Annotated in this window: 21 protein-coding genes and 1 tRNA gene; 7 read left to right on the top strand and 15 right to left on the bottom strand. The window is 70.9% G+C overall.

Annotation, left to right across the window (positions count from 1 at the left end; translation table 11 throughout):
• Nucleotides 1-140: 140 nt before the first annotated feature.
• Nucleotides 141-2,363: an MMPL family transporter gene (locus ACIPK3_RS15770; RefSeq protein WP_402569959.1), complete on the bottom strand. Its 2,223-nt coding sequence runs from the start codon at nucleotides 2,361-2,363 to the stop codon at nucleotides 141-143.
• A 134-nt stretch (nucleotides 2,364-2,497) separates the two neighbouring features.
• Complete coding sequence (locus tag ACIPK3_RS15765; RefSeq protein WP_402569958.1) at nucleotides 2,498-3,100, bottom strand: TetR/AcrR family transcriptional regulator; 603 nt, start codon at nucleotides 3,098-3,100, stop codon at nucleotides 2,498-2,500.
• Nucleotides 3,101-3,307: 207 nt separating this feature from the next.
• Here ACIPK3_RS15765 and ACIPK3_RS15760 point away from each other — a divergent pair, with 207 nt between their 5' ends.
• Entirely contained in the window at nucleotides 3,308-6,610 is a 3,303-nt protein-coding gene (locus tag ACIPK3_RS15760) for a S41 family peptidase (RefSeq protein WP_402569956.1), read from the top strand.
• A 55-nt stretch (nucleotides 6,611-6,665) separates the two neighbouring features.
• On the opposite strand, the gene ACIPK3_RS15755 is transcribed toward ACIPK3_RS15760, so the two are convergent.
• The 4 genes from ACIPK3_RS15755 to ACIPK3_RS15740 all read right to left on the bottom strand — a co-directional run bounded on the left by ACIPK3_RS15755 (nucleotide 6,666) and on the right by ACIPK3_RS15740 (nucleotide 10,334).
• Entirely contained in the window at nucleotides 6,666-6,881 is a 216-nt protein-coding gene (locus ACIPK3_RS15755) for a hypothetical protein (protein ID WP_402569955.1), read from the bottom strand.
• A gap of 116 nt (nucleotides 6,882-6,997) precedes the next feature.
• Complete coding sequence (locus tag ACIPK3_RS15750; protein WP_402569953.1) at nucleotides 6,998-7,882, bottom strand: SDR family oxidoreductase; 885 nt, start codon at nucleotides 7,880-7,882, stop codon at nucleotides 6,998-7,000.
• The gene (locus tag ACIPK3_RS15745) at nucleotides 7,879-8,805 is read right to left on the bottom strand and encodes an alpha/beta fold hydrolase (RefSeq protein ID WP_402569951.1); all 927 of its coding nucleotides are present in this window, start codon (nucleotides 8,803-8,805) and stop codon (nucleotides 7,879-7,881) included. The genes ACIPK3_RS15750 and ACIPK3_RS15745 overlap by 4 nt, the downstream gene beginning before the upstream one ends.
• Nucleotides 8,802-10,334: a flavin-containing monooxygenase gene (locus ACIPK3_RS15740; RefSeq protein ID WP_402569950.1), complete on the bottom strand. Its 1,533-nt coding sequence runs from the start codon at nucleotides 10,332-10,334 to the stop codon at nucleotides 8,802-8,804. Before ACIPK3_RS15740 ends, ACIPK3_RS15745 begins: the two co-directional genes overlap by 4 nt.
• A gap of 186 nt (nucleotides 10,335-10,520) precedes the next feature.
• Here ACIPK3_RS15740 and ACIPK3_RS15735 point away from each other — a divergent pair, with 186 nt between their 5' ends.
• The gene (locus ACIPK3_RS15735) at nucleotides 10,521-11,141 is read left to right on the top strand and encodes a MerR family transcriptional regulator (RefSeq protein WP_402570212.1); all 621 of its coding nucleotides are present in this window, start codon (nucleotides 10,521-10,523) and stop codon (nucleotides 11,139-11,141) included.
• A 59-nt stretch (nucleotides 11,142-11,200) separates the two neighbouring features.
• Here the strand turns inward: ACIPK3_RS15735 and ACIPK3_RS15730 are convergent, their stop codons facing one another.
• Nucleotides 11,201-12,004, bottom strand: a complete 804-nt coding sequence (locus tag ACIPK3_RS15730) for an exodeoxyribonuclease III (RefSeq protein WP_402569949.1) — start codon at nucleotides 12,002-12,004, stop codon at nucleotides 11,201-11,203.
• 70 nt (nucleotides 12,005-12,074) lie between these two features.
• Between ACIPK3_RS15730 and ACIPK3_RS15725 the strand changes: the two genes are divergently transcribed.
• From ACIPK3_RS15725 to ACIPK3_RS15715, 3 genes are read left to right on the top strand one after another with little or no spacing between them, the layout of a single operon-like run.
• Nucleotides 12,075-12,584 (top strand): GNAT family N-acetyltransferase, encoded by a 510-nt coding sequence (locus ACIPK3_RS15725; protein WP_402569947.1) that lies wholly within the window; start codon nucleotides 12,075-12,077, stop codon nucleotides 12,582-12,584.
• 36 nt (nucleotides 12,585-12,620) lie between these two features.
• Nucleotides 12,621-13,139: a hypothetical protein gene (locus ACIPK3_RS15720; protein WP_402569946.1), complete on the top strand. Its 519-nt coding sequence runs from the start codon at nucleotides 12,621-12,623 to the stop codon at nucleotides 13,137-13,139.
• A gap of 18 nt (nucleotides 13,140-13,157) precedes the next feature.
• On the top strand, nucleotides 13,158-13,457 hold the full coding sequence (locus ACIPK3_RS15715; protein ID WP_402569944.1) for a hypothetical protein: 300 nt from the start codon (nucleotides 13,158-13,160) through the stop codon (nucleotides 13,455-13,457).
• A gap of 130 nt (nucleotides 13,458-13,587) precedes the next feature.
• Here the strand turns inward: ACIPK3_RS15715 and ACIPK3_RS15710 are convergent.
• From ACIPK3_RS15710 to galU, 7 genes are all read right to left on the bottom strand, one after another.
• A tRNA-Ala gene (locus ACIPK3_RS15710) sits at nucleotides 13,588-13,661 on the bottom strand.
• Nucleotides 13,662-13,754: 93 nt separating this feature from the next.
• On the bottom strand, nucleotides 13,755-14,906 hold the full coding sequence (gene glpR / locus ACIPK3_RS15705) for a gephyrin-like molybdotransferase receptor GlpR (RefSeq protein ID WP_402569942.1): 1,152 nt from the start codon (nucleotides 14,904-14,906) through the stop codon (nucleotides 13,755-13,757).
• 174 nt (nucleotides 14,907-15,080) lie between these two features.
• Nucleotides 15,081-15,683, bottom strand: a complete 603-nt coding sequence (locus ACIPK3_RS15700; RefSeq protein ID WP_402569940.1) for a GNAT family N-acetyltransferase — start codon at nucleotides 15,681-15,683, stop codon at nucleotides 15,081-15,083.
• A gap of 26 nt (nucleotides 15,684-15,709) precedes the next feature.
• On the bottom strand, nucleotides 15,710-16,252 hold the full coding sequence (locus tag ACIPK3_RS15695) for a molybdenum cofactor biosynthesis protein B (protein WP_402569938.1): 543 nt from the start codon (nucleotides 16,250-16,252) through the stop codon (nucleotides 15,710-15,712).
• Nucleotides 16,249-16,761 carry a cyclic pyranopterin monophosphate synthase MoaC gene (gene moaC / locus ACIPK3_RS15690; RefSeq protein WP_402569936.1) on the bottom strand — a complete coding sequence of 171 codons (513 nt, stop codon included), beginning with the start codon at nucleotides 16,759-16,761 and terminating at the stop codon, nucleotides 16,249-16,251. The genes ACIPK3_RS15695 and moaC overlap by 4 nt, the downstream gene beginning before the upstream one ends.
• Nucleotides 16,762-16,876: 115 nt before the next feature.
• A complete protein-coding gene (gene glp / locus ACIPK3_RS15685) occupies nucleotides 16,877-18,208 on the bottom strand; it encodes a gephyrin-like molybdotransferase Glp (RefSeq protein WP_402569934.1) in 1,332 nt (443 codons plus the stop codon).
• Between the two features lie 5 nt (nucleotides 18,209-18,213).
• The gene (gene galU / locus ACIPK3_RS15680) at nucleotides 18,214-19,116 is read right to left on the bottom strand and encodes a UTP--glucose-1-phosphate uridylyltransferase GalU (protein ID WP_402569933.1); all 903 of its coding nucleotides are present in this window, start codon (nucleotides 19,114-19,116) and stop codon (nucleotides 18,214-18,216) included.
• A 114-nt stretch (nucleotides 19,117-19,230) separates the two neighbouring features.
• On the opposite strand from galU, the gene ACIPK3_RS15675 reads away from it, so the two are divergent.
• A complete protein-coding gene (locus ACIPK3_RS15675) occupies nucleotides 19,231-19,851 on the top strand; it encodes a 5-formyltetrahydrofolate cyclo-ligase (RefSeq protein ID WP_402569932.1) in 621 nt (206 codons plus the stop codon).
• Nucleotides 19,852-19,970: 119 nt separating this feature from the next.
• On the opposite strand, the gene ACIPK3_RS15670 is transcribed toward ACIPK3_RS15675, so the two are convergent.
• On the bottom strand, nucleotides 19,971-22,727 hold the full coding sequence (locus ACIPK3_RS15670) for a penicillin acylase family protein (RefSeq protein WP_402569930.1): 2,757 nt from the start codon (nucleotides 22,725-22,727) through the stop codon (nucleotides 19,971-19,973).
• A 277-nt stretch (nucleotides 22,728-23,004) separates the two neighbouring features.
• Here ACIPK3_RS15670 and ACIPK3_RS15665 point away from each other — a divergent pair, with 277 nt between their 5' ends.
• Nucleotides 23,005-24,501: a potassium/proton antiporter gene (locus ACIPK3_RS15665; RefSeq protein WP_402570210.1), complete on the top strand. Its 1,497-nt coding sequence runs from the start codon at nucleotides 23,005-23,007 to the stop codon at nucleotides 24,499-24,501.
• Nucleotides 24,502-24,771: the final 270 nt, after the last annotated feature.

Genomic DNA, 24,771 nt, shown 5'->3' with positions numbered 1-24,771 from the left:
CTGTATGCGGCGTGAGGGATTTCTGTGAGAGGGGTGCCGGACATTGGCCGGTGGTCGCACAGGAGCAGCGGAAGGCCGGTGAGGGCGCGCCGTCCCCACGGCGCCCTCACCGGCCGGTCCGGTGTGGCGGGCAGCGCCTGTCAGGCGCTGACCAGCTCCCGGTCCTCGTCGCGCGGCTGCTTCTCGTCCGCGCCGCGCAGGCCTTCGCCCTCCACGTCGACGTTGGGCAGGACGCGGTCCAGCCACTTCGGCAGCCACCAGGCCCGCTTGCCGAGCAGGGCGAGGACCGCCGGGACGATCGCCATACGGACGATGAAGGCGTCGAAGAAGACCGCGATCGCGAGGCCGAAGCCGATCATCTTGATCATCGCCTCGCTGGAGCCGATGAAGCCGGAGAAGACGGCGATCATGATGACGGCGGCGGCGGTGACCACGCGGGCGCTGTACCTGAAGCCGGTGACCACGGCCTGGCGCGGGTTCTCCCCGTGGACGTACGCCTCCCGCATCCGGGTGACCAGGAACACCTCGTAGTCCATGGCGAGTCCGAAGACCACGCCGACCATGAAGATCGGCATCATCGACATGATCGGGCCGGTCTCCTCGACGTTCATCAGGCCGGACAGCCAACCCCACTGGAAGACCGCGACCACGGCGCCGAGGGCCGCGAGGACGCTCAGCAGGAAGCCGAGGGCCGCCTTCAGGGGGACCAGGATCGAGCGGAAGACCAGGATCAGCAGGAGGAAGGCGAGGCCGACGACCAGGGCCAGGTAGGGCAGCAGCGCGTCGTTGAGCTTCTGCGACACGTCGATGTTCATCGCCGTGGTACCGGTGACCAGGACGTTGGCGTCCGTGTCGGCCTTGATGTCCACGCCCTTGTCACGGATCGAGTGGACCAGGTCCTCGGTCGTCCTGGAGGACGGCTTGGACTTCGGGATCACCGTGATGATGCTGGTGTCCCCGGCCTTGTCGGGCTTGCCGGGGATGACCATCCCGACGTCCTCGAGGCCCTTGATCGTCTTGGCGGTGTCCTTGAAGACGGTCTTGGGGTGGTCGCTGTCCTTGGCGTCGACCACCACCATCAGCGGGCCGTTGAAGCCGGGACCGAAACCGTCGGTGAGGGTGTCGTAGGCGCGGCGCTGGGTGGTCGAGGTCGGCTGGGAGCCGTCGTCGGGCAGGCCGAGTTCCAGCGAGGCGGCGGGGATGGCGGCGGCGCCCAGGCCGATGACGCCGAGCACGAGGACGGCGATCGGGCGGCGGACGACGAAGCTGGCCCAGCGGGTGCCCATGTTGGGGCGGGACGCGTGCTCGCCGTGGGCGGGCTTGCGGCCGCCGCCGAGCAGCTTGCTCTTCTGGCCCGCCGGGCGGACCCTGCGGCCGGCGTAGCCGAGCAGCGCCGGGATGAGGGTGAGCGCGATCAGGACGGCGATGGCGACGGTGCCGGCCGCGGCCACGCCCATCTTGGTCAGCATCGGGATGTTGACCACGGACAGGCCGACCAGGGCGATGACGACGGTCAGTCCGGCGAAGACCACCGCGGAGCCCGCCGTGCCGACGGCCCGTCCGGCCGCTTCCTCGCGTTCGCGGCCCTCGGCCAGTTCGGCGCGGTAGCGGGAGACGATGAACAGGGCGTAGTCGATGCCGACGGCGAGGCCGATCATCGAGGCCAGCGTGGAGGTGGTGGTGCCCAGGTCGAGGGCGCTGGCCAGCGCGCCGATTGTGGAGACGCCGATGCCGACGCCGATGATCGCGGTGAGCAGCGGCAGTCCGGCCGCGAGCAGCGAGCCGAAGGTGATGACGAGGACGACCGCGGCGATGGCGATACCGATGATCTCGGTGGCGCCGGTCTCGGGGGCCGCCATGAGGGCGTCGCCGCCGATCTCGACGGTCAGCCCGGTCTTCTGCGCGTCGTGCGCGGCTTCCTTGAGGGCGTCCCGCGAGGACTCCTCCAGCTCCATGCCGGAGACCTTGTACCGCACCTCGGTGTAGGTGATGCCATGGTCCTTGCTGACGGCACCGGTCGCGTAGGGGTCGGTGACGCTGTCGACCTCGGAGCCCTTGCGCAGCTCCGCGACGGTCTCCTTGACGGCCTTCTTGTTGCCGGAGTCCGTCATCTTCTCGCCGCTCGGCGCCTTGAAGACGACGCGTGCGGTGGCGCCGTCGGCGTTCATGCCGGGGAAGCGCTCCTCCAGCAGGTCGAACGCCTTCTGGGACTCCGTGCCGGGCACGGAGAAGGACGAGTTTCCGGCCACCGGCGCGGTTGCCGCGCCGACGCCTGCGAGGGTGAGCAGCGCCACCCATATGAGAGCGATGAAGTGCCGTCGCCGGAAGGCGAGTCGGCCCAGTCGGTATAGGAACGTGGCCACGAGGTCGTACTCCCGGTCAGTCGTGGGATGTTCAGGGCAGGGATGACCAACCCCGTGGGTGGCAGGGGTGATCGGCCCGACGACGTGAGCGGTGACGTCAGGTGGAGCTGAGGGGATTTCTCAGGTCGGGTCAGTCACGCGGTCGGAACACCGAGGGCGGGGAGGACCACGGCGTCGATGTACGAAAGGACGAACTCCTGTGTCGGCGGCTGCTCGTCGATGAGCGTGCGGGCCATGAACCCGCCGATCAGCATGTGCTTCACAAACCCGAACGCCGGGTTGTCGGCACTGATCTCCCCCCGGGCGACCGCCCGCTGGATCACGCTCTGGAACTCCGCCATCTCCGGCTCGATGAGATGCTCCCGGAACGCCTGGAGGAGGTCCGGGTTGCCGTGCATGGCCATGGCCAGCCCGCGCATCAGCGCGGCGTTCTGCTCCATCTCGCAGTCGTCCGAGTGCTCCACGATGGCGTGCAGGTCGCCCTTGAGCGACCCGGTGTCCACCTCGGTGGCGGAACCGCCCGGCTTGTTGTGCCGCATCGCCTTCGCCACCAGCTCGGCCTTGCCGCCCCACTGGCGGTAGAGCGTCGCCTTGCTGGACCGGGTGCGTGCGGCCACGGCGTCCATGGTGAGGGCGTCGTAGCCGACCTCTCGGAGCAGGTCGAGCACGGACTCGTAGAGTTCGGCCTCGCGTTCGGGGGTGATACGACTGCGGCGCGCCGTGGCGACCTCGGTCATCGTCCCTCCTTGTCCGCTCCGGTCGACCCACTCTGATCGATCCGCGCCGATCGTCCGTTTGGAACGATACGGTTTCGTACTCGACGAATGTAGCGCAGCCCGCCAGCGAAACGAAACCGTTTCGTACGTGGTCTCGGTCACGTACGGACCGACCGCCCGGAATTGTCACGAGTTGCTCTGGTTCATCCCCCGGAAAAGCATGGTGTGGTGAGCTATCTGCGCCTGCCGCACCTCAGCGGCGAACTGCTGTGCTTCGTGGCCGAGGACGACCTCTGGCTGGCCCCCCTCGATGCTCCCGGCCGTGCCTGGCGACTCACCGTGGACCGCGCCAAGGCCGGACACCCCCGCTTCTCGCCCGACGGCCGCCGCATCGCGTACACGAGCTGGCGCAGCCTGGTGCCCGAGATCCACGTGGTCGACGTGGACGGCGGGCCGGCGCGGCAGCTGACGTACTGGGGCAGCGCCGACACCCAGGTCTGCGGCTGGACACCCGACGGGGAGATCCTCGCCGTCGCCTCCCACGGCCAGCCCTTCTCGTACTTCACCTGGGCCTACAAGGTCACCACCGACGGCGACCCCGGCCGCGGGCTCCCCTGGGGCCCGGTCGCCGACATCCAGGTCGCCGACCTCCCCGGCCTCGACGGCGAGCGCAGGACCCTGCTGCTGACCGGCACCCCGCCGCACGAACCGGCGGGCTGGAAGCGCTACCGGGGCGGCGCCATGGGGCGGCTCTGGCTGCACGGCGAGCGGCTGCTCCCGGACATCGGCGGCCATCTGGCGTCCCCCATGTTCGTGGGCGGCCGGATCGCCTTCCTCTCCGACCACGAGGGCATCGGCAACCTCTACTCGTGCGCCCACGACGGCTCCGACCTGCGCCGGCACACCGACCACGACGCCTTCTACGCCCGGCACGCCGCCAGCGACGGCACCCGGGTGGTGTACCAGTGCGCCGGTGACCTGTGGCTGGTGGACGACCTGTCCGCGGACTCGGCGCCGCACCGGCTGGACGTGCGCCTGTCCGGGGCGCGCGCGGGGAGCCGGAGCTACCCGGTGCCGGCCGCCCAGCACGTGAACGGTCTCTCGGTGGACGAGACCGGCCGGGCCAGTGCCGTCGTCGTACGCGGCAGCCTCTACTGGCTCACCCACCGCGACGGCCCCGCCCGCACCATCATGGACACGCCCGGGGTACGGGCCCGGCTCCCGGAGATGCTGGGCTCGACCGGGCAGGTCGCCTACGTCACGGACGCCGAGGGCGAGGACGCGATCGAGATCGCCCACCTGCCCCGTGCCAGCGGCGACCGCGAGCCGCGCCGGCTGGCCTCCGGCGCGCTGGGCCGGGTCCTGGAGCTGGTCGCGGACCCGTCCGGCGAGCGGCTCGCCGTCGCCGCGCACGACGGACGGCTGCTGCTGGTCACGGTGGCCGGCGACACGGCCACCACGGTCACCGAGGCCCCCACGGACGCCGGGGACGCCCCGGAGGGGGACGGCGAGGTCACCGAGCTGATCCGGACCGACAACGGGCCCGTACGGGACCTGGCCTTCTCCCCCGACGGCACCTGGCTGACCTGGTCGCATCCGGGAATCGGCCGGTCGCTGCGGCAGATCAAGATGGCCCGGATCGGCGGGAACGCACCGGCGGAGCGGGTGACGGTGGATGTGACGGACGGCCGCTTCGAGGACGAGAACCCCGTCTTCACCCGGGACGGCCGCTATCTGGCCTTCCTGTCCTGGCGCGGCTTCGATCCGGTCTACGACGTCCACACCGGCGACCTGTCCTTCCCCCTCGGCTGCCGCCCCTACCTGGTCCCGCTCTCCTCGGCTACCCCGTCCCCCTTCGCCCTGAACCCCGAGGGCCGCCCGGCCGCCGGGGGTCTGGACCCGGTGGAGGAGAACGGCGAGGGCGGCACGGTGATGGTGGAGGTCGAGGGGCTGGAGAGCAGGGTCACCCCGTTCCCGGTCTCCGCCTCCAAGTACTCGGCGATGTACCCGGTGGCGGGCGGCGGCCTGGTCTGGCTGCGCTGGCCGATCTCCGGCGCGCTGGGCGAGACGTTCGCCAACCCCAACGACCCCAGCGAGCGGCCCACGCTGGAGTACTTCAACCTCGTCAAGGCGAAGAAGTCCCAGCTCCTCGACGATCTGGACTGGTTCGCGGTGAGCGGCGACGGCTCGCGCCTGGTGGTCATGGACGAGGGCGTGCTGCGGGCCGTACCCGCCACCGAACCGGGCGACGGCGACACGACGACCTGGATCGACCTGCGCCGCATCCTGCACGAGGTCGATCCGCCCGCCGAGTGGCGGCAGGCGTACGCGGAGGCCGGACGCCTCATCCGGGACTACTTCTGGGAGCCGCACATGTGCGGCGTCGACTGGGACTCGATCCTCGACCAGTACCGTCCGCTGGTCGAACGGGTCGCCTCCCCCGACGAGTTCGCCGACCTGCTGCGCGAAGTCCTCGGCGAACTCGGCACCTCGCACGCCTATGTCACGCCCGCCCGGCGCAACGAGGGACCGCCGCACTACCAGCGCTACCAGGGTCTGCTGGGCGCCAACCTGGTCTGCCGGGACGGGCGTTGGGTGGTCAAGCGGATCCTGCCCGGCGACTCCTCGGACTCCCGGGCCCGTTCCCCGCTGGCCGGTACCGGCATCCGACCGGGCGCGGTGCTCACCCACGTGGACGGCCGGGCGGTGGACCCGCTGGCGGGCCCGTATCCACTGCTGGCGGGTTCGGGCGGTACGACGGTGGAGCTGACGTTCGCCCCGGCCGAGGGCGAGAGCGGTCGCGCGCGGCGGGTGGCGGTCGTGCCGCTGGTCGACGAGCGTCCGCTGCGCTACCAGGACTGGGTGGCCAAACGCCGTGCGGTGACCCGGGAGCTGAGCGGCGGGAAGTGCGGCTATCTGCACATCCCCGACCTGGGCGGATCGGGCTGGGCCCAGTTCAACCGGGACCTGCGCATGGAGGTGTCCCGCCCCGCGCTGATCGTGGACGTGCGCGGCAACGCGGGCGGCCACATCAGCGAACTGGTCATCGAGAAGCTGACCCGGACCATCCTCGGCTGGGACCTGACGCGCGACGCCCAGCCGGTGTCGTACGCCTCGAACGCGCCCCGCGGCCCGATCGTCGCCCTCGCCGACGAGGCGACCTCCTCCGACGGCGACATGATCACGGCCGCCATCAAGCTGCTCGGGCTCGGCCCGGTGGTCGGGCAGCGCACCTGGGGCGGCGTGGTCGGGATGACCGGACGGCACCGGCTGGGCGACGGCACGGTGATCACCGTGCCGATGAACGCCGCCTGGTTCGACGCGTACGGCTGGTCGGTGGAGAACCACGGCGTCGCACCCGACCTGGAGATCCTTCGCACCCCGCTGGACTGGGCCGAGGGCCGTCACGCGCAGATGGACGACGCGGTGCAGCTGGCGCTCGACCTGCTGGCGGAGAACCCCGCCGCGGTCCCGCCGGACTACAGCGACGTACCGGACCAGTCGCGTCCGAAGCTGCCGCCACGGCCGTGAGCCTGTGCGGAAGGGGTGCCCCCGTCGGGACACCCCTTCCGGTGGACCGCAGACGTCAGGCGTCGTAGTCCATGTCCATACGCTCCTTGCGCTCACGCGTCTCGCGCTCGGACTCCTCGATGTTGCGCTTGCCCTGCTGCTGGCCGCGCTGCGCCTGCTGCTTGCCGCGCTCGATGTGCTCCTGGGCCTGCTGCTGGCCGTGCTGGGCCTTCTGCTTGCCCTGGTTCTTCAGCTCGTTGGCCTTGTCCTGGAACTGGTCCTTCATACCCATGTGGGTTCACCCCTGTGAAGTGAGGGAATCGGGCCCCTTGGTGGGGCCTCGACCAGATTCACACGGGCGAACACGTCGCGCATGTCGATCAGTCACAGTGCGTAGCGCCTGCCTGGTCAGCCGTGGTGCGCGGCCCGCTCCCGCTCGTCGGCCGCGCCCCCCGCGCCCACCAGTCCGGTCCGCACTCCGTGGAGCCGTGGCGCGAAACGGCGCATCTCGCGCTGCCCCACCGTGCCGATGAGCCCGGGCAGAGAGCCGCGCACGCCCTGCATCCCGCGCAGCCACCACTGCGCGTACACATGGGCGGAGCGCCGCTCGATGCCGGCGACGATCCGGTCCACGGCGGGGCCCAGCGGATAGGTCTTGTTGGACGGCCACGGCAGACGCTGCCTCAACTCCCGCATGACGTCGTCCTGGTCGGCGCCGCGCACCATGTCGGTGTCGGTCCACGACAGATATCCGACGCCCACCTTCACGCCCTGGTGGCCGACTTCGGCGCGCAGGCAGTGCGCGAACGCCTCCACACCCGACTTGGACGCGCAGTACGCCGTCATCATCGGCGCCGGGGTGATCGCGGCGAGCGAGGCGATCTGGAGCAGATAGCCGCGGCTCTCGGTGAGCACCGGCAGGAAGGCGCGGGCGGTGACCGCGGAGCCGATCAGGTTGACCTCGATCACCCGCCGCCAGGCGTCGGGGTCGGAGTCGGCGAACGGGCCGCCGCTCGCCACCCCGGCGTTGGCGACGACGATGTCCACCTTGCCGAAGCGCTCCTTGACCTCCCGGGCCACCCGCGTCATCGCCTCGTGGTCGGTGACGTCGGCGTACCAGTGGTCGCTGTCGCCGTGCAGCCGCCCGGACACCTCCTTGAGCGCGTCCGCCTCCAGCCCGACCAGCGCCACGGTGGCACCGCGCGCGGAGAGTTTGCGCGCGAGCAGCTCACCGACGCCCCGTGCGGCGCCGGTGACGACCGCGACCTGTCCGTCCAGGCCCACCCTGCTCATGCGCCCTCCTTGAGCTGCTTGACGTGTGCGTATGTGCCGACGAGTTCCCGGATCCTCGAGGTGACCAGCTCGGGCGCCTCCACCGGGGTCATGTGGCCGAGTCCGGGCAGCTCGGTGAGACCGACGCAGTTCGGCAGCTCCGCGGCCAGGGAGCGGGCGTGCACCGGCGGGGTGAGCCGGTCGGCGGTGCCCGTGACCACCACCGTCGGCACCCGCAACTGCCTTACGCCGTGCCCGAGATCGAGCCCGGCCAGCACCTCCGACCAGGCGTGGCGCACGGCGCGCGGGCAGGCGTGCACGATGTGCGCGCAGGCCTCCACCATGTGGGGTGCCGAACCGGCGCCCATCGTCGCGTACTTGAGGACGCGCCGGGCGACCGGGGTGACCGGCCCGAGCGGGGCGCGCGAGCCGAGGACACGGGCGGTGAGCCAGGTGCGGGCGGCCGAGGCGCGCAGTGGTACGACCCGTGACTCCTCCACCAGTCGCGAACTGCCGGTGCTGCACAGCAGTACGGCGGCCGCGTGCTCGCGGAAGCGGGGGCGGGCGGCGGCGGCCATCACCGTCATCCCGCCCATGGAGTGGCCCGCGATCACGGCCTTCTCGCCGGGCGCGAGTGTCCCGGCGAGCACCGCCTCCAGGTCGTCGGCCAGCGCGTCGGTGGTGCAGGCGGGGCTCGCCGGGCTGCGTCCGTGGCCCCGCTGGTCGTAGGCGATGACCCGGTGGTCGGCGGCCAGGTCCCGTATCTGCGCCGCCCAGAAGGCGGTGGAGCAGGTCCAGCCGTGGGCGAGGACGACGGCGGGCGCGTCGTCCGGACCGTGCACCTCGACGTGCAGGGACGCGCCGTCGGCGGAGAGCAGGGTGAGTTCGCGGGCCGGTGCGGGCGGGGCGTAGGGGCCGGTGGTGACGTGCTTCAGGCGGCTCATGGGGTGACCTCGGCACTCTTGTCGGGGTTCGGGGTGGCGGTGCTGTTCTTCGGGTGCGCGGGCGCGCGGAGAACGTCGTACTCCGCGAGATCCACCCGCCGGGTCGCCCGCCGGAACTCGGTGGTCGTACCGGGCCAGATGGTGGTGTTGCGGCCGTTCGCGTCGAGGTACCAGCTGGTGCAGCCGCCGGTGTTCCACACGGTGCGCTTCATGCGCTCCTGCACCGTGCGGTTCCACGTCCGTACGGCGCCGGGGCGGGCGTCGAGCGCGACGCGGCCGCCGAGGACGTCGAGCTGCCTCACGTAGTCGGCCAGGTAGTTCAGCTGGGACTCGATCATCAGGATCATGGAGGAGTTGCCGAGCCCGGTGTTGGGTCCGATGATCGTCAGCCAGTTGGGGAAGCCCGCCGCCGACGCCCCGCGCAGGGCCTGCATCCCGCCCTTCCAGCTCTCGGCGAGGGTGCGGCCGTCGGCGCCGACGACGCGTTCGGCGATCGGCAGGTCGGTGACGTGGAAGCCGGTACCGAAGACGATGGCGTCCGCTTCGGCCTCACTGCCGTCGGCGGCGACGAGGGTGGAGCCCCGCACCTCGGCGAGACCGCTCGCCACCACGTCCACGTTGGGCCGGGTCAGGGCCGGGTAGTAGGTGCTGGAGAGCAGGATCCGCTTGCAGCCGATGCGGTAGTCCGGGGTGAGCTTGGCGCGCAGCACCGGATCCTTGACGGAGCGGGCCATGTTGCGCCGGGCCAGCCGCTCGACGAAGCCGAGTTCGTCGGGGCGTTTGGTGAACGCCTGGACCTGCAGCTCCCGCATCCCCCACAGCAGTCCGCGCCGCAGCTGGGCGGTCAGCGGCAGGGTGCGGTGCAGCCGGCGTTCGGTGCCGCTGATGGCGCGGTCCATGCGGGGCATCACCCAGGGCGGGGTGCGCTGGAAGAGGGTGAGTTTCGCGACCTGGGGCTGGATGGCGGGCACGATCTGGATGGCGGAGGCGCCGGTGCCGACCATGGCGACCCGCTTGCCGCGCAGGTCGTAGTCGTGGTCCCAGCGGGCCGAGTGGAAGACCTTGCCGGGGAAGGAGTCGAGGCCGGGGACGGCTGGAACCTTGGGATCGGACAGCGGCCCGGTGGCGGAGACGACGAGGTCGGCGCGGAGCGAACCCTTCGTGGTCTCGATGTCCCAGCACAACTCGGCGGAGTCCCAGGTCATCCGTGTCACCTCGGTGCCGAGGCGCAGGTGCGGCCGGAGCCGGAACACGTCGGTGACTTGTTCCAGATAGGCGCGGATGTGCTCCTGGCCGGAGAAGGTGCGCGGCCAGTCGGGGTTGGGCGCGAAGGAGAACGAGTACAGATGCGAGGGCACGTCGCAGGCGCAGCCCGGGTAGCTGTTGTCCCGCCAGGTGCCGCCGACGCTGTCCGCCCGCTCCAGTACGACGAAGTCGGTGATCCCCTCGCGGCGCAGCCGTACGGCCGCACCGAGCCCGCCGAAGCCGGATCCGATCACCGCGACCCGTACATGCTCGTGCTCAGCCATCCGGAAGCCTCCAGGCGTCGCGTAGGACTCATTGGACTCCGCCAGTGAACACTGGCGCAATGGGAGCGTAGAGCAGCTCCATACCGATGGGTAGGGGTCGGGAGCGGGAAAGTTACCGGCGGTACACCATAGGCTTCTGGCGTGGCAGCAGAGACAGCAGAATCCGGGGGACGACGCGAGTACCGCATGGCGGAGCTGGCCAGGCTGGCCGGCATCACCGAGCGCACCCTGCGCTTCTACCGTGAGCGCAAGCTGATCCCGCCGCCCCGCCGGGAGGGCCGGATCGCCTGGTACGACGACCACCACCTGGCCCGGCTGCGCACCATCGCGGCGCTGCTGGAGCGCGGCCACACCCTGAACGGCATAGCCGAGCTGGCCGAGGCCTTCGACCACGGACGCGATGTCGCCGACCTGCTCGGCATGGGCGCCCCCACCGAGGAGGAGCCCGTCCGTCTCACCCCCGAGGAGCTGGCCGCCCGCTTCGAGGGCGAGGCCACCCCGGAGAACCTCGCCGCCGCCATGGACCTGGGCTATGTGGGCGCCGACGGCGACGAGATCGTGCACATCAGCAGCCGTCTGCTGGACGTGACCTCCGCGCTGGTGCGGGAGGGCATCCCGCTCGCCGACATCCTGGCGGCGGGCCGACGCGTACGGGAGCACGCGGACGCCCTGGCCGACCTCTTCGCCGACCTGGTCCTACGGCACGGCCCCGAGGAGAACCTGCACCGCCTGCGCCCGCTGGCCCGGAGCGTGGTGGAGGCGGAGGTGTCCCTGGCGCTGGACCGGAGGCTGCGCAAGCGGGACTGAGGCGCGGGGCCAGAGGACGGTTTGTGGGCGAGTGTGCCGTGGGTGACGGTGTCGCGGACTCAGATGTCGTAGACGACGGTGACCGGCGCGTGGTCGGACCACCGCTCGGCGTGCGTGGCCGCCCGCTCGACGAACCCCTTGACGGCCCGGTCGGCGAGGCGGGACGTGGCGGCGTGGAGGTCGATCCGCCAGCCCGAGTCGTTGTCGAAGGCGCGCCCCCGGTAGGACCACCAGGTGTACGGCCCCTCGGTGTCCGGGTGGAGGGCGCGCACGACGTCGACGTACCCGCCGTCGCCCGGGTCGAGGACCCGCCCGAGCCACTCCCGCTCCTCGGGCAGGAAGCCGGAGTTCTTGGTGTTGCCGCGCCAGTTCCTGAGGTCGGCCTGCTGGTGGGCGATGTTCCAGTCGCCGACGACCAGGACCTCGCGCCCGTCGGCGGCGGCGCGCTCGCGCAGCTCCTTGAGGTGGGCGAGGAACTCACCCATGAAGCGCGTCTTCTCCTCCTGCCGTTCGGTGCCCACCTCGCCGGAGGGGAGGTAGAGGGAGGCGACGGTGAGGCCGGGCAGATCGACCTCCGCGTACCGCCCGCTGCCGTCGAACTCGGCCGACCCGAAGCCCACCCGGACGCGGTCGGGCTCGCGGCGCGTGTAGAGGGAGACGCCCGCGCGTCCCTTGGCGGCGGCGGGGGCGTGCACGACGTACCAGCCCTCGGGCTGCCGCACCTGCTCGGGCAGCTGCTGGGGCTCCGCCCGCACCTCCTGGAGACAGACCACGTCCGCGGAGGTCCCGGCGAGCCACTCCACGAAGCCCTTCTTCGCGGCGGCACGCAGCCCGTTCACATTGACCGAGGTGACAGTGAGCATCCGGGCACGATACCGGCACACTGGACGGAGCCCGGAAGAGCCCTCTATGCATGAATGTACGATGCCCGGCATGAATATACGCACGGTCACCTTCGACCACCCCGACGCCGTCGGACTCAACGACGAGGTCCAGGCCGAGTACCACCGGCGCTACGGCGAAGGCGGCGACGCCACCACCCTGGACGCGTCGGACTTCGTACCGCCCAGGGGCGTGTACCTGATCGCGTACGACGAGAACGGCCGTCCCGTGGCCAGCGGTGGCTGGCGCAGCCAGGACGAGAACGGCGACGGCAACGAGAACGGCGACGCCGAGCTCAAGCGCATGTACGTCGTCGAGGGCATGCGCGGCCGCGGCCTGGCCCGCCGCATGCTGGCCGCGCTGGAGGCCGATGCCCGCGCCGCCGGCCGTATCCGCATGGTCCTGGAGACGGGCACCGCGCAGCCCGAGGCCATCGCCCTCTACACCTCCAGCGGCTACGAGCCCTGCACGAAGTTCGGCTACTACCGCCACTACGAGTCCAGCCGCTGCTACGCCAAGCCGCTGGCGTCCGATGCGGACACTTCGCTGACAGTGCACTGACAGCAGTGCAAACACCGCTCGTGAACGATGAGCGCCATGAAGCCCCGCACCTCTCGAACACAGGTTGGCCTCGGCCTTGCGCTTCGCGGCCAGGGCGTCGGACGGGCGGCTGACCCGAACAAGAACAAGCAGACGCTTGCCCGACTCCAGGAATCGCCGCGACTGCTCCTGCACCGCAGAGATGGCGAGGATCTGGTCCTCACCACCGCAGCGCGGGCCGAGCAGGATCAGACCGTGGTGTCGGCAGCCACCCGGATGCCGGTCGCAATGGCCCGCCGCGAGCCCGGCAGCATGGAACTGCTCCTCGACATACTGCCGGACGCGTTCCCGTGGGTCCGTTTCCTGCCTGAGCCCGATCTGCACGCCTTCGCCGTCGAACTGGTCGACACCATGCGTGCCGCCGACTCACTCGGCAACAGCGCGTCAGTCGCTCGACTGCTCAGCGTCTGGCAGCACACCGCCGAGGTCCACTCCGACCCCGAACTGCTGGCTGCGCTGACCAGGGATCACGGCGAAGACTACGGCCCGGCAACAGACCCGCGGGACGTCGCATGACCGGCCGCCGCGGCGACCGTGTCGCGCCCCCAGCACCAGACGGCCACTGGGGAGTCCGCTTCACTGACGCGGACTCCGGCAAAAGGCTGGGAGAGCCTCGCCCAGCAGGCCCGCGAGAACGCGTACCGTGCCTGGATCGCCATGCGCACCGCCCCCAGACCGGCCACCGAGACACCCCGGCACCACCGCCTCAAGGGCGGTCTGGCACATGGCACCCACCGCGGTCGGACCTGTGAGCAGTGGCAGATCGAGGTGACCGGCGGCGGCCGCATCTGGTACGGCCGGACGACAGCCGTCCGGAAGGGCGGTGACCAGTGAGGTGATCCGCTGGTGGAGTCCATGGCCGTGGATATGACGCGCAGCCAACCCCGCCCCCGCCAGGGGCCGTTGCTGCACGAAAACCAAAGAGCCCCAGCCGGATCACTCCGGCTGGGGCTCTGAGCTGCGGTGGACCTGTGGGGATTTGAACCCCAGACCCCCTCGATGCGAACGAGGTGCGCTACCAGACTGCGCCACAGGCCCTTGCAACGAGTGAAACTCTAGCATCCCCGTCGGGGTGCTTGGTAATCCGTTCCCTGACTGGTCAGAGGGGATTCCCCGGTGGGGTGACGGGGGTCACTCGTTGGCCGCTCGGGGGCGGTCGCCGTCCTCGTACTGGTCGAAGAGGGGGGTGCGGCCGCGGCCGCGTGAGCGGCGGGCGGAGGCGGCGCGGCGGGCGTCGCCTCGGGTGTCGGTGGCCGACGGCCGGCCCTCGGCGTCGGGTGCCGCCTCGCGCTCGCGTTCCGGTGCGGCGGCGCTGGAGCGCGCCGAACTCCAGGTGTCTGGTGCCGTCAGGTCCACGTCGGAGGTGGCGCGCGGCGCCACCGGCGCGGTCACGTAGGTCGGCAGCGGTACCGGGACCGGGTCCCAGCTGTCGCCGTGCCCGGGCCGCTGACGCTCGCGCTGCTGGTCGACCCACTCGGCGTGGTCGGTCTGCTCGACGAGTGCGCGGCGGTCGGCGGCGAGCGCGGACAGCCCGGTGCCGGTCGCGGTCTCCGGGCCCTCGTCCGGTTCGTCGGCGGCGAGGTCCGCCTCCGGGGCCGGGCGGCGGCGCGGCTGACGCGCGCGCTCCCGCAGCTGCCGTGCCGCGGCCTCGGCCCGCTGCCGGTCCATCTGGAAGGCGAACCGGCGGCGTTCCTGGGAGCGCAGATGCGCGATGTACGCGCTGAGCAGCACGGCGGGTGCGGCGGGCGCCCAGAGGAAGGTGAGGCCACCGACCGCCGCGACGACGGCGCCGAGGGTGAAGGCGAGGAAGAGGAGAACCGTCGTGCGCCGACGGCGTGCGAGTACCTTCGTGCGCTGGGCGCGCGCCGCGGCCGCCTGTGCCGCGGGATTGCGCCGGGCTTCCGGGACTCGGTGGGAGTCCGGGGCTCGATGGGAGTCCGGGCGCCCGGGGTCCTTCGGCTCGGCGTCCGGCCGTACGTCCGCCCGTACGTCCGCCCGCGTCTGGCGACGGGTCGGAGGCATGGCGAAGGCACGGACGTCCACCGAGTCGGTGACGGCGTCCGGGTCGGTCTCGGGCTCCCCCTCCTGGCCGGAGCGTGCCCGCAGGTCCCTGGCGTAACGACGCTCCATACCCGCCCGTCCGGACAGCAGCCGGATGGCGGTGCTGAAGCGTTCCGTCGGACGGGCCTCGTTCAGCTCGTCCTGCCTACGGAGCCACATCGGCACCAAGTAGGCGGCCCAGGCCCCGACAATGACTGCGTAGATGAGGCCGCTGCTGCTCACGCCTCACACGGTAGAGGGGTTTGCGTGGGGCCATCTGCCAATTGAGCCGGTGTGTCGCACGATCTGGCTGATATTTCGAACTTTTTTTGTGACCGATGCGATCAACAGGCCGTCGAACGTGTGAATTCAAAGCCTCCACGCGACCGGTGACCACCCGCTTTTTCGAACATACATTCAATTCTTCGGGGTGTTCTCCTGCGCGCGCGCCCGGTGCCAGCGGCTCAGCAGCCCGTCCGGCACCTCTTCCGCCGTGAGCGCGAAGACGAGATGGTCGCGCCAGGCCCCGTCGATGTGCAGATAACGCGGGCGCAGCCCCTCCTCGCGGAATCCGAGTTTCTCCACGACCCGGCGGCTGGGCCGGTTCTCGGGCCGAATGCAGACCTCGATGCGGTGCAGTCCGACGGCGCGGAAACAGTGGTCCACCGCGAGCGCGACGGCCGTCGGCATCACCCCGCGACCGGCCACCCCCTGGTCGACCCAGTAGCCGATGTGCCCCGAGCACATCGAGCCCCAGGTGATCCCGGCGACCGTCAACTGCCCCGCCAGCTGCCCCTGGTACTCGATGACGAAGGGCAGCATCCGGCCCGCGTGCGCCTCGGAGCGCAGATGCCGGACCATCTGGCGGTAGGTCGGACGGTGCGCCGTCTGCCCGCCGGGCACGGGCGGCGGGATGGTCGCCTCCCAGGGCCTGAGCCAGTCCCGGTTGCGCTGGTTCACGTCGCGCCAGAGCCGCTGGTCGCGCAGCTTTATCGGCCGGAGGACGACATCGCCGTCCACCAGCGCGACGGGCCAGGATGGGCTGTTCAGCTCGCACCCCCAGTGGTGGCCCCGGGTCTGGGGTGGTCGCTGCCGCGGATCTGGTCGACGGCATGCGTCAGCAGCGGTTCCAGGACGGCCAGCCCGTCCTTCACCCCGCCGGTCGACCCCGGCAGGTTGACGATCAGCGTCCGCCCCGCCACTCCGGCCAGGCCCCGGGAGAGGGCCGCGGTCGGCACCTTCTCCCGTCCGAACGCCCGGATGGCCTCCGCTATGCCCGGTACCTCGCGGTCGATCACCGCGCGGGTCGCCTCGGGGGTGCGGTCGGTGGGCGAGATACCGGTGCCGCCGGTGGTCACGATCAGGTCGAAGCCCGCCTCGACGCCCGCCCGGAGCACGTCCGCCACCGGGTCGCCGTCCGGGACCACCCGGGGTCCGGCCACCACGAATCCGCAGCGCTTCAGGCCCTCCGCGACCAGCGGGCCGCCCCGGTCCTCGTAGACCCCGGCGGCCGCCCGGTTGGAGGCGGTCACGACCAGGGCGCCGTAGGGCGCCGACGGCACGTCCCCTGCGGGCGTGCCGGGGCTCATGTCCGGCTCCAGTCGCCCGACTTGCCGCCCGTTTTCTCCTCCACCCGCACGTCCGTGATGACCGCTCCCTTGTCGACCGCCTTGACCATGTCGACCACGGTGAGCGCGGCGACCGACACGGCGGTGAGGGCCTCCATCTCGACGCCCGTGCGGTCCGTGGTCTTCACGGTGGCCCGGATCTCGACGGCGTCGTCCGCGACCGACAGATCCAGTTTCACACCGGACACCGACAACGGGTGGCACAGCGGGATCAGGTCCGGGGTGCGCTTGGCCCCCATGATGCCCGCGATGCGGGCGGTGGCCAGCGCGTCGCCCTTGGGGACCCCTTCTCCGCGCAGCAGCTCGACCACGCGGGCCGTGACAAGGACCCGGCCGCTCGCGCGCGCGGTGCGCGCGGTCACGTCCTTCCCGGACACGTCGACCATCCGGGCCGCGCCCGCCTCGTCGATGTGCGTCAGGTGGTCCTGCGCGGAGGATCCGGGGGTGTCCCCCCGGGAAGACTCGGTCATGGTGTGCGGCGCTCCCGGTCCTGGCCCGCGGCGGTACGGCGCGCGGGCCTGCTGTGCGCGACACGGTACCGCCAAGCCGGCCGGCGCACCGGCGCAGGACCCCCTGCCGGGCCGCTCAGCCGGCTCCGCCGAGCAGGACCACGTCCACCTCGGTGCCGGGCTCCACGGACTCGGTGTCCTCGGGTACCACGATGAGGGCGTCGGCGCGTGCCAGGGCCGCGACCAGATGGGACCCCGCTCCGCCCACCGGCGTGACCTCGCCGTCCCGGTACACCCCCCGCAGGAACTGCCTGCGTCCCTTCGGGGAGCCGAGCGCCTTGTCCGCGCTCAGGGTCGCGCGGACCGTGGGCCGGTGGACGTCGGTCACACCCATCAGGGTGCGGATCGCGGGGCGTACGAACAGCTCGAAGGAGACGTACGACGAGACGGGGTTGCCCGGCAGCGCGAGCAGGGGCGTGTGGTCGGGGCCGACGGAGCCGAAGCCCTGCGGCTTGCCGGGCTGCATGGCGAGCTTGCGGAACTCGACGCCGCCGCCCGCCTCGTCCTCGTCGCCGACGTGCGACAGCGCCTCCTTGACCACGTCGTACGCGCCGACGCTCACGCCGCCCGTGGTGACCAGCAGGTCGGCGCGGATGAGCTGGTCGTCGATGGTGGCCCGCAGGGTCTCGGCGTCGTCGGCGACGGCGCCCACCCGGTAGGCGATGGCGCCGGCGTCCCGGGCGGCCGCGGTGAGGGCGAAGCTGTTGGAGTCGTAGATCTGGCCGCCGGCGAGCTGCTCGCCGGGCTGGACGAGTTCGCTGCCGGTGGACAGCACGACCACGCGCGGGCGCGGCCGCACCCTTACGCTGCCGCGTCCGATGGCGGCGAGCAGCGCGATCTGCGGCGGGCCGAGCAGCGTGCCGGCGGCCAGGGCGAGCTCACCGGCCCGTACGTCGCTGCCGGTCGCGCGCACATGCGCGCGCTCCTCGGCGGGCCGGTACACCTGCACGTGCCCGGTGGCGGCGCCGGGGTTCAGGCTCTGGGCGCGCATGCCCTCGACGGGGCCCTCGCCGAGGCCGCCGTCGGTCCACTCGACGGGTACGACGGTCTCGGCGCCGGGCGGCAGCGGGGCGCCGGTCATGATGCGGGCGGCCTTGCCGGGGCCGATGGCCGGCAGTCCGGACGCGCCCGCCGCGACGTCCCCGACGACCTCCAGGACGGCCGGGAACTCCTCACTCGCGCCCGCGATGTCCGCGACCCGTACCGCGTAGCCGTCCATGGAGCTGTTGTCGAACGGCGGCAGGGAGACCGGCACGGTGACGTCGTCGACCAGGACGCAGCCCTGGGCGTCGAGCAGTTGCAGCTCGATGGGTTCGAGGGGGCGGACGGTGGTGAGGATGTCGTCCAGGTGCTCGTCCACCGACCACACGTGGTCCGGACCGGCGGCGCGGGTCGTGACGCTGCTCAACGTGGCTACATCTCCTCGGCTACGAAACTGCGAAGCCAGGTCCGGAACTCCGGGCCCAGGTCTTCACGTTCGCATGCGAGTCTGACAATGGCACGCAGATAGTCGCCGCGGTCGCCGGTGTCATAGCGGCGGCCCTGGAAGACGACGCCGTGCACCGGGCCGCCGGCCTTCTCGTCCTGGGCGAGCTGCTGCAGGGCGTCGGTGAGCTGGATCTCGCCGCCGCGGCCGGGCTCGGTCTTGCGCAGTATGTCGAAGATGTGCGGGTCGAGGACGTAGCGGCCGATGATGGCGAAGTTCGAGGGGGCGTCCCCCGGGTCCGGCTTCTCGACCAGCCCGGTGACCTTGACGACGTCGCCCTCTTCGGTGGCCTCCACGGCCGCGCAGCCGTAGAGGTGGATCTGCTCGGGCTTGACCTCCATGAGCGCGATCACGCTGCCGCCGTGCTGCTCCTGGATCTCGATCATGCGCTGGAGCAGGGGGTCGCGCGGGTCGATCAGGTCGTCGCCGAGCAGGACGGCGAAGGGCTCCTGCCCGATGTGCGGTTCGGCGCACAGGACGGCGTGACCCAGGCCTCTGGGGTCGCCCTGGCGCACGTAGTGCATGGTCGCGAGGTCGCTGGACTCCTGGACCTTGGCGAGCCGGGCGGCGTCGCCCTTCTTCTGCAGGGCCGACTCGAGTTCGTAGTTGCGGTCGAAGTGGTCCTCCAGGGGCCGCTTGTTGCGCCCGGTGACCATGAGGACGTCGTCGAGTCCCGCGGTCACGGCCTCCTCGACCACATACTGGATCGCGGGCTTGTCCACGACCGGCAGCATCTCCTTGGGAGTGGCCTTGGTGGCCGGGAGGAAACGGGTGCCGAGGCCCGCTGCGGGAATGACAGCTTTACTGATCCTGCGGTGCTCCTGCGTCATGTCCGCAACCTTATCCGGTGCCTTTGTGAGGAAACTGTGGCCTGGATTAATTGGCTCTCATATGAGCTGATTGGGAAACTCGTATGAGTGGACTGAGAAGGGTGCAGAACACCAGTGGACCACGTCGGACGCCCAGCAGAGCCTGACAAGCGCATCTTGCGACGGGAACTCCTCTCGGCGAGGAACAGGTTGACGGCGGATGTCGTCAGGGAGGCGGCGACGACGCTCGCCGGGCACGCGCTGGAGCTGCCCGAGCTGGCGCGGGCGCGCACCGTGGCGGCCTACGTCTCGGTGGAGGGCGAGCCCGGCACGCTCCCGCTCCTGGACGAGCTGCACGCGCGCGGAGTGCGGGTACTCCTTCCGGCGCTGCTGCCGGACAACGACCTGGACTGGGGCGCCTACACCGGGGAGGGCTCCCTCGCGCGGGTCCAGCACGGCGGGCGGATGGCACTCTTCGAGCCCGCCGGCGAGCGCCTCGGCCCGGACGCCGTGACCTCCGCCGACGTCGTCCTGCTGCCCGGGGTCGCGGTCGACGTGCGCGGGATGCGCCTGGGGCGCGGCGGAGGGTCGTACGACCGGGTCCTGGCCCGGCTGGAGAAGGCGGGCGCCCACCCCGCGCTCGTGGTGCTGCTGTACGACTCGGAGGTCGTGGAGCGCCTTCCGGCGGAGGAGCACGACCGGCCGGTGCACGCCGTGGTCACCCCGTCGGGCGTACGCCGCTTTCCGCATGCCTGAATGCGTGGCCTGAATGCATGCCTGAATAGCTTCCGGAAACCGTCCGAATACAGCCGGTGCAGCTGAAAGGGCCTCCACGCGCGCGTGGAGGCCCTTTCGTGGGACGTGCCGTCAGCGGGTCACGGCTTGAGGACGAGCGTGTCGCTCGTGCTCCGGTCCACCGTCTTCGGCTTGAACGACCAGGGCAGCAGTTCACCCTTGACCCATTTGCCGGTCTGGTCGGTGTAGTGGGCGCTGTAGGCGTGCCCGGAGGCACCGGTGAGATTGATCCACTTGGACTTGTCGAAGTCGGCCAGGTTGACCACCATCCGCATCGAAGGCACCCACACGACGCCGTAGCCCCCGGCGGCGTTCCAGCCGGTCGCGTTGACCGCCGCCTCGCCGCCGCTGAGCTTCCAGGGGCCGCGGTTGAGGACGTACTGCAGGATCCCCGGTCCCTCGGTCCCGAGGGTCTGGTTCTTCAGGAACAGGCGGTGCAGCCGGCCCCAGCTCCAGGTGTCGATGTCCTTGCCGAGCTTGGCGGTCAGCTCCCAGCGGGCGTCGATCATGGCGCGGGCGAACAGCTCGTCCTCGTTGGTGGCCGCGGGGCGGGTGCCCGACTTGGGCGTCTTCCACCAGTCGCTGTTCGGCTTGTCCAGCTGCGAGAGGACCACCTCGGACCAGCGGTCGCCACCGTCGGGCTGCGCCTGGTCGGCTTCGCGCTCGCCGCACTCGCGCACCTTGGTGTCGTCGTCGACCGGGCCGGTGGAGTCGATCTTGTCCACCCACAGGCATTGGCCCTTGACCCGGAGCTCCTTGGGTAGCTTGTTGCCGAAGGCGAGCTTCAGGATGTTGCGCCAGACGGCGTTGAAGTAGGCGGCCGCGGCCGAGTCGGCGTCCTGGGTGTAGTCCCAGCCCTCGAGCAGCTTCTGCGCCTGGCGGACGTCGTCGTCCTTGAGGTTGATCTTCATCAGCATGGGCACGAGCCGGCTGGCGATCTGGCTGCTGTTGTCCAGCTGCATCTGGCGCATGTCGTCGGTCGAGATCTTGCCGCCGCCCTTGATCTTCGACTCGATCAGGTCGGTGATCCGCTGGCTGCGGGTGCCGTAGCCCCAGTCCGTGGTGAGCGTGTAGGGGTAGGCGTCCTTGCTCACGACGGCCTGGTTGGCGGTGACGATGTAGCCGCGCGCGGGGTTGTACTCGTAGGGCAGCTTGTTCTGGCCGATGTAGCCGGTCCAGCGATACCTGGAGGTCCAGCCGGGCGCCGGTACCGAGCCGTTGTCGCCCTTCGCGCGGGTCGGGATCCTGCCGGGCAGCGTGTAGCCGATGTTGCCCGCGGTGTCGGCGTAGATCAGGTTCTGCGACGGCACGTCGAACAGCTTGGCCGCGGCCCGGAAGCCCTTCCAGTCGGCCGCCCGGTCCATGGCGAACACGGCGTCCATGGAGGTGCCCGGCTCGAGCGCGGTCCACTTCAGGGCGATGCCGTAGCCGTCCCCGCGGTCGGGGGCCTCGGTCTTGACTTCGGCCTTCCTGCCGACCTTGAGCAGCTCGTCGTCACGGTCGGACAGCAGGGGCATGCCGTCGGCGGTCTCGCGGACGACGATCTTCTTGCTGTCGCCGCCGGCGACCTTGATGGTCTCCGTGCGGGAGGTGAAGGGCTTGACCTTGCCGTCGTACAGGTAGCCGTCGCCGCTGAGCTTCTCCAGGTAGAGGTCGGTGACGTCGACCTCGGAGTTGGTCATGCCCCAGGCGATGTCGCCGTTGTGGCCGATTATGACGCCGGGCATACCGGCGAAGGTGTAACCGGCGACGTCGTACTGGCACTTGGCGGAGACGGTGCGGCAGTGCAGGCCCATCTGGTACCAGACGGACGGCAGCGAGGGCGCCAGGTGCGGGTCGTTGGCCAGCAGCGGCTTGCCGGTGATGGTGTGCGCGCCGGAGACGACCCAGGAGTTGGAGCCGATGCCCTGTCCGTTCACGCCGACGGCGGCGGGGACGTTGTCCAGGACCTTGTAGAGACCGCTCAGCTGGCTGGTGAGCGCCGAGCCGGAGGCGCCGCCGGCCGTACTCGTCGTACCGCCGGAGTTCCCCGAGCCGCCCGTGGCGTCGTCGCCCTGCTCGAACGCCTTGGACAGCTCGCTGTACTGGCCCTCCTGGACGATCGTCTTGTTGCGGGCCGGGTAGGCGGGGTACAGGTCGGCGATCTGCTGGGGGCCGAGGCGGCTGGTCATCAGCGCGCGGTCGATCTCGTCCTGCATGTTGCCGCGCAGGTCCCAGGCCATCGCCTTCAGCCAGGCGAGCGAGTCGACGGGGGTCCACTGCTCGGGCTTGTAGTCGTTGACGAAGCCGAGGGCCGCGTACTCCAGGGAGATGTCCGCGCCGCCCTTGCCCGCGAGGTAGGCGTTGACACCCTTGGCGTAGGCCTGAAGGTACTTCTTGGTGGAGGCCGACAGCTTCCGGTCGTACTCGTCCTTCGCCACCCGGTCCCAGCCCAGGGTGCGCAGGAACTCGTCGTTCTTGACCTGGTCCTTGCCGAACATCTCCGACAGGCGCCCGGAGGTCAGATGGCGGCGCACGTCCATCTCGTAGAACCGGTCCTGCGCCTGGACGTAGCCCTGCGCCATGAACAGGTCCGCGTCGGACGAGGCGTAGATCTGCGGAATCCCGTTGCCGTCCCGTTTCACCTCGACGGGGTCCGCCAGACCATCCAGGTTGATCGTGCCCGTGGTCTGCGGGAAGGAGGCCCGGACCGTGCTGATGGACCAGTACGCCCCGTAGGCGACGCCACCGATGATGGCCAGCACCAGGACCAGCACGACCAGTCGGGCTTTGCGCCCCTTCTTCCTGCCGGGCTTGCCGGGCGTGTCACCCGTTGAGGCGGTGGTGTTCGGGGGCATCGCTGTCCTTGCTGTCCTAACGCGAGCGGCAGGTCGGGCTGTGACTTTGAATGAGCGCTGGAGCAACCATAGGCGCAGGGTCAGGTGCCGCTTGACCCGGAGTCGGCATCGAGCACGGGGACGCCCGTGGCCCTGACGAGATCCTGCCGCGAGAAACGTCAAGAAAGCGTCAAGAGTTAGGTAAGGTAACGAAGTACTTGGGTGCGGAGTGCCGCAGCCACGGGTCTTGTCCATGTGTCCGCGCGCCCCGCGCGCGGGCCGGTGAAAGGAACCGCCGCTGACCGTCGACCACCTCAACCAGCTTCTGCTCGTCTGCTCCCTCGTCCTGCTCGTCGCCGTCGCGGCGGTCCGGATCTCCTCACGCAGCGGGCTCCCCAGCCTGCTCGTGTACCTGGGGATCGGCGTCCTCATGGGCCAGGACGGCATCGGGAACATCCACTTCAACAACGCCGAGCTGACCCAGGTCATCGGATACGCGGCCCTGGTCGTGATCCTGGCCGAAGGCGGTCTCGGCACGAAGTGGAAGGAGATCGAACCGGCCCTGCCCGCCGCCTCCACCCTGGCGCTCGTCGGGGTCGCGATCAGCGTCGGGGTCACGGCCGCCGGGGCGCACTGGCTGATCGGGCTGGAATGGCGGCAGGCGCTCATCATCGGAGCGGTGGTCTCCTCCACGGACGCGGCGGCGGTCTTCTCCGTGCTGCGCAGAATTCCGCTCCCCGCGCGCGTGACGGGCACCCTGGAGGCGGAGTCCGGCTTCAACGACGCCCCCGTGGTCATCCTGGTCCTCGCCTTCTCCCAGTCCGGCCCGGTCGAGCACTGGTACGTACTGGTCGGCGAGATGGCCCTGGAACTCGGCATCGGCATCGCCATGGGGCTCGCCGTGGGCTGGCTCGGCTCCTGGGGGCTCAGGCACGTGGCGCTGCCCGCCTCCGGCCTCTACCCGATCGCCGTGATGGCGATCGCGGTCACCGCGTACGCGGCCGGTGCGCTCGCGCACGGCAGCGGCTTCCTGGCGGTCTACCTGGCGTCCATGGTGCTCGGCAACGCCAGACTGCCGCACTGGCCCGCCACCCGCGGCTTCGCCGAGGGGCTCGGCTGGATCGCCCAGATCGGCATGTTCGTCATGCTGGGCCTGCTGGTCACCCCGCACGAACTGGGCGACGACATCCTGCCCGCCCTGGTCATCGGGCTCGTGCTGACCATGGTCGCGCGCCCGCTGAGCGTGGTGCTCAGCCTCGCGCCGTTCCGCGTGCCGTGGCAGGAGCAGACGCTGATGTCCTGGGCCGGGCTGCGCGGCGCGGTCCCCGTCATCCTGGCGACGATCCCGATGGTGAACGGCGTCGACGACACCCACCGGATCTTCAACATCGTCTTCGTCCTGGTCGTCGCCTACACCGTCGTCCAGGGCCCCACGCTGCCCTGGCTGGCCCGCAGACTCCGGCTCGGCGACGGCGCGACGGCCGCCGACCTGGGCATCGAGTCGGCGCCGCTGGAGCGGCTGCGCGGGCATCTGCTGTCCATCTCGATCCCCGAGGGCTCGCGGATGCACGGCGTGGAGGTCAACGAACTGCGGATGCCGCCAGGCGCGGCGGTGACCCTCGTCGTGCGGGACGGGAAGTCCTTCGTGCCCCTGCCGACGACGGTGCTGCGCCACGGGGACGAGCTCCTCGTCGTCGCCACGGACCCCGTGCGGGACGCGGCGGAACGGCGCCTGCGCGCGGTCGCCCAGGGCGGCAAGCTGGCCGGATGGCTCGGCACCGGCGGCGGACGCTGAGCCCGTTACGGGCGCGTTTCGTACAGTTCACACCCCAGGCGATCCCAGGCAGAAGTGCCCATGGTGCTCGTTTTCACAGGTGCACGACCGTCCTGTCCCTGTACGATTAAGGCACCCTGATCGAACCAACTCTGCCTGACGCAGAGCTGGCGCGACCGTATGGCGGCCGGGACATCTCCCTCAACGGGCACCGGTATCTACCGCAGTTCCGCGCAAGAGGACAGCTCTCGGTGCCCCCGTCCCGGGCGCGCTACCAGGCGGCAGAAAGGC

The organism is Streptomyces sp. NPDC086787 (genome assembly GCF_044745865.1).
Lineage (GTDB): Bacteria > Actinomycetota > Actinomycetes > Streptomycetales > Streptomycetaceae > Streptomyces.
The sequence above is the reverse complement of the archived record's forward strand: the minus strand, read 5'-3'. Positions and strand labels throughout refer to the sequence as shown.

Excerpts from the sequence above, each read along its gene's own strand:
- ACIPK3_RS15755 (WP_402569955.1), bottom strand. The coding sequence starts at position 6,881 with ATGGGTATGAAGGACCAGTTCCAGGACAAGGCCAACGAGCTGAAGAAC.
- ACIPK3_RS15695 (WP_402569938.1), bottom strand. The coding sequence starts at position 16,252 with ATGAGCCCCGGCACGCCCGCAGGGGACGTGCCGTCGGCGCCCTACGGC.
- ACIPK3_RS15720 (WP_402569946.1), top strand. The coding sequence starts at position 12,621 with ATGAAGCCCCGCACCTCTCGAACACAGGTTGGCCTCGGCCTTGCGCTT.
- ACIPK3_RS15730 (WP_402569949.1), bottom strand. The coding sequence starts at position 12,004 with ATGCTCACTGTCACCTCGGTCAATGTGAACGGGCTGCGTGCCGCCGCG.
- ACIPK3_RS15740 (WP_402569950.1), bottom strand. The coding sequence starts at position 10,334 with ATGGCTGAGCACGAGCATGTACGGGTCGCGGTGATCGGATCCGGCTTC.
- ACIPK3_RS15670 (WP_402569930.1), bottom strand. The coding sequence starts at position 22,727 with ATGCCCCCGAACACCACCGCCTCAACGGGTGACACGCCCGGCAAGCCC.
- ACIPK3_RS15765 (WP_402569958.1), bottom strand. The coding sequence starts at position 3,100 with ATGACCGAGGTCGCCACGGCGCGCCGCAGTCGTATCACCCCCGAACGC.
- ACIPK3_RS15750 (WP_402569953.1), bottom strand. The coding sequence starts at position 7,882 with ATGAGCAGGGTGGGCCTGGACGGACAGGTCGCGGTCGTCACCGGCGCC.
- ACIPK3_RS15735 (WP_402570212.1), top strand. The coding sequence starts at position 10,521 with ATGGCGGAGCTGGCCAGGCTGGCCGGCATCACCGAGCGCACCCTGCGC.
- galU (WP_402569933.1), bottom strand. The coding sequence starts at position 19,116 with ATGACGCAGGAGCACCGCAGGATCAGTAAAGCTGTCATTCCCGCAGCG.
- moaC (WP_402569936.1), bottom strand. The coding sequence starts at position 16,761 with ATGACCGAGTCTTCCCGGGGGGACACCCCCGGATCCTCCGCGCAGGAC.
- ACIPK3_RS15725 (WP_402569947.1), top strand. The coding sequence starts at position 12,075 with ATGAATATACGCACGGTCACCTTCGACCACCCCGACGCCGTCGGACTC.
- ACIPK3_RS15745 (WP_402569951.1), bottom strand. The coding sequence starts at position 8,805 with ATGAGCCGCCTGAAGCACGTCACCACCGGCCCCTACGCCCCGCCCGCA.